Genomic DNA, 3,467 nt, shown 5'->3' with positions numbered 1-3,467 from the left:
TTGACGTTGGAGCAGCTGTAGCCCAGGCTGCCGCCCAGCGCACCGGCAGTATCGGGCAACGGCTTGCTGCCGTCGGTCAGGAAAAACGAGATGCCGTCCGCGCCGTCGTGGGCCGTGCCGCCGTAGTTCCCGCCATAGGTATAGGTCGTGAAGGTGACCTGCATGCCCTGGCTGGACGGGAAGCTGAAATCGGACAGAATCGCGCCGGTCTGATCGTTCTGTGCAGGGGTCAGCCGCAATGCGCCGTTCCCCACCGAATCATGATACTGGGCGCATGCAGGAATGCTGCCCGAGCCGTTTCCGGCGGTCAGGCACGCATAATCGAGCGCCTTCCAGTTGAGCGAGCTCGACGCGCCGGTGAAATTGTCCGTATACGTCGTCGTGGCGAGCGCCGAACCCGCAAAAAGCAGGGCAGCGACGACGGCAACGATTCGTGCGGATTTGGCGTTCATGGCAGTTTCCATTTACTCGATGTACGGACCGGACGTAAGCCGGCGGAAAGTCATTCACTTTTCAACGAGTCTTGCGGCAGGTCCCCACGATCAAGAAGGTCCCCGAATCTTTTTCATACTTGCCATCGCAATGCAGCGCATCCGACCCATTGCACGGCATGCTTTATTTTCGATAGATCGACTGAAGCGTGACCGATGCGCGATCCTGCACGTCTGCCGGACCACTGCGAGCCGTGATTTTGAAGAAATCCGCCTTCGACAGTTGCCCGCACGGCGCATAGCCTGAGCAATTCGACATTTGGGTCACCTTGGACTTGGGTACCGTGAAGTTACCCAGGTACTCGACCACGTATTCAGGCTGCGCTGCAGCAATCGCACCGGCATCGTAGGATCCGGTTGACACCGTAACCACCGAACTGGCGGGCACGTTGGGATCATCCAGGCCGTTGGGCAGACACTTGTTGCCGCTGGTTGGCGAGCAGTCGTAGAAGGCGGATGCAGACGCAGCGGCCTGGACCGCGATTTCACCCTCGCGCAAGGCCGCTTCCGCAGACTGGAAAGCCACTTCCCGGTCATACATGTTGGAAGCCAGCTTCTGCTGGACGATCGTGCCGCGCACGGCGGCAAACCCGACCAGCGTGATGACCACGAGCAACAACAGCGCCACCACCAGAGCCACGCCGTCTTGACGGGACCTGAAGGTGACTGGGTGCATGCGCCCGATACGGGAGCCCTCAGCCACACTGAAATTCGTTCGGCACGACGCATCCGTGCGAAGCGGACCTGTTGCCTGGGGACGCTGGTGCGTGCGAAGCGCAGTCATCTCAATTCACCCTATTGCGCAATGTGGTGGTGGCGGTGAATACACGGGAAATCGGTTTCACATCGGTACTCGCGCGCTGGTCGGTACTTTGCAGGGTCAGCTGTACGCGAACGGCGTCGACTGCTGCCCAGTTGGCGACACTGGATGCATCCACGAAGTTGACGTTTCCGGTCTGGTGATAGGTCAGCGTCATTGCGGTGACGTTGCGCACCATCTCCTGCGCCGTGGGCGTGGCTTTGCCTCCGGAAATATTGAGACTGATGCGGTACAGCGATTTCCCCTTGACGCCGGTACTGGCATCGACATAGTTTCCGATATACCAGTCGTCAGCCGACAATATAGAAATCTGCGAATTGGGTCCGAACGGATCCGCGTTTCCATTGGAGGTACAGACCGTGGGGAATCCCAGCCCCTTCGAGCAGTTGCCCGGGCTGGTAACGCCATTGCCGGTGCCGTGTGTCAAGGTCGCGGTGGAAGAGCTGTAGGTGGTGACCTGGAGCAGGGCCGCGTGTCCAGGATCGCAAACCAGGATGATGTCCCCAGCGGCCAGGTCCGTGCTGGTTGCATTCATCTTGAAACTTGCGGCATTCACGTCATCGGTCTGCACGCTCAGCGAGGACTCACCTGCCCCCAGTATCTGCACTGAATCGGTGCCCGCCACTCGCTCGCCCGCGGCCGTGCCGAAGGCGACAGCCGGATCGGCTTGCGTGCCGGTATAGCCATGCACGGCATTGTTCCAATTGGCCCACCAGTCGATTCCGCCATTGTTGGGGCCGTTGCTCAGCACATTGGCCACCTGTCCATTGTCGGTGCAGCCGGAAAGCCCGGCATCACGCAGATCCATGGCAAGCAATTCGAAGGCAATGCGGGAATTGGTCTGCACATCACTCAATGCCTGATTGGTACGGTAGGTTCTGGAACTGGCCAGGAACACGCTACCGGCACCGGCAATCACGATGAGTCCGAGTACCATGGCTATCATCAGTTCGATCAGACTGAAGCCCGAAACGGACGTGATCGGACGCGGCAATCGCCGCGAACCCGTTCGGCAAATGGAAATGACGTTGCTCATAACATGGCCCTGGTGATGACTTGCTGCGCGTTGCTTCCGCCCTTGCCCGAACGACTGTCATCAAAGGTGATGGTGATCGTGCAGGACCCGGAGGCCAGGCACTGCACATCGCCTTTCGTGCTGGCCGATACCCCCAGCTTCTCGCCCAGTTGGGTGCACCATGCATTGAGCTGGACGCTGGCAAGCGTGCCCCCGGCAGCGGGGCAGGCAGTGGCTACAACGGTTCCGTTGTAGCTTCCCGCTTTTGCATTGAGGATGTCGGCACGCATGCTGTCCAGTATCGAGTAGCTGCTGATCGTGGCCATGCTGCGAGCCATGGCGCTGTTGTTGGTCGAAAGCGACACGGCCAGCAATGCGCCGACACCAAGAAAACCGATCGACAGGATCAGGACGGCGATCATGACCTCGATCAGGCCGACGCCCCGCTGCCTGCTGCAGCAAGACGAACGGCGCAAGCCGAAGATCAGTGGATTCGGGCGGCTGTTGATCACGGACATGTCCCCGAGCTGGTCGTGGTGGTAACGATGGTTCCGGTGGTGATGATGATCTTGCGGTGATTGTCGGAGCTGAGCTCGCTGGTACAGATGTCGGCCACGGTGTTTGACATCACCCCAGTGCCGCCGATGACTTGATGTCCGATACCCTGCCCATCGAATCGCACCGCGTTGATGGGGCTGACCAGCTGCAACGGCATCACGAGGTTGGTACTGCCCGCGTGCGCCTTGAACGTGGTGGTGGAGGTTTCGAGCAGATAGACCGCACCCGCTTCGCTGCCGCAAGCCAGACCCAGCGTGTCTCCACCGTTGTTGGCGGCCACATTGCTGCAGAACTGTGCGTAATCGTTGCGCTTGATCGCCTCCATGCGCGCGGTGTTGAGCGAGTCGACCAGGTCATTGGCGGCCGTGGTCAGGCGGTTCGACAATGTGATCTTCTTGAAGCTGGGAATGGCGATCATCATCAAAACGCCGGCAACCGCCAGCGTTACCATGAGTTCGATCAGGGTGAATCCGCGCGCGCCACGACGCACAGACCCCGCGGACGATGCAGCGGGACCATCAGCAGAAGCGGAATGCGGCGACACGCAGTCGGCGCACCGTGACGTGTGGAAGCGGATCATGTA

General features: G+C 60.1%; 5 protein-coding genes. All 5 read right to left on the bottom strand.

The window, feature by feature from the left end:
* Positions 1–452, bottom strand: a 452-nt coding sequence (locus PF446_RS00930) for a hypothetical protein (RefSeq protein ID WP_298068791.1), incomplete at its 3' end; no start/stop codon positions are given.
* 163 nt (positions 453–615) lie between these two features.
* A complete protein-coding gene (locus tag PF446_RS00925) occupies positions 616–1,167 on the bottom strand; it encodes a PilX N-terminal domain-containing pilus assembly protein (RefSeq protein ID WP_298068789.1) in 552 nt (183 codons plus the stop codon).
* A 109-nt stretch (positions 1,168–1,276) separates the two neighbouring features.
* Positions 1,277–2,347, bottom strand: coding sequence for a prepilin-type N-terminal cleavage/methylation domain-containing protein (locus PF446_RS00920; protein ID WP_298068787.1), 1,071 nt, complete (start codon positions 2,345–2,347; stop codon positions 1,277–1,279).
* Entirely contained in the window at positions 2,344–2,844 is a 501-nt protein-coding gene (gene pilV, locus PF446_RS00915) for a type IV pilus modification protein PilV (protein ID WP_298068785.1), read from the bottom strand. The genes PF446_RS00920 and pilV overlap by 4 nt, the downstream gene beginning before the upstream one ends.
* Positions 2,835–3,467, bottom strand: a 633-nt coding sequence (locus PF446_RS00910) for a GspH/FimT family pseudopilin (RefSeq protein ID WP_298068782.1), incomplete at its 5' end; no start/stop codon positions are given. The genes PF446_RS00910 and pilV, both read right to left, overlap by 10 nt.

This window comes from Oleiagrimonas sp. (genome assembly GCF_027858935.1).
GTDB lineage: Bacteria > Pseudomonadota > Gammaproteobacteria > Xanthomonadales > Rhodanobacteraceae > Oleiagrimonas.
This window is presented reverse-complemented; position numbering and strand designations above follow the sequence as displayed.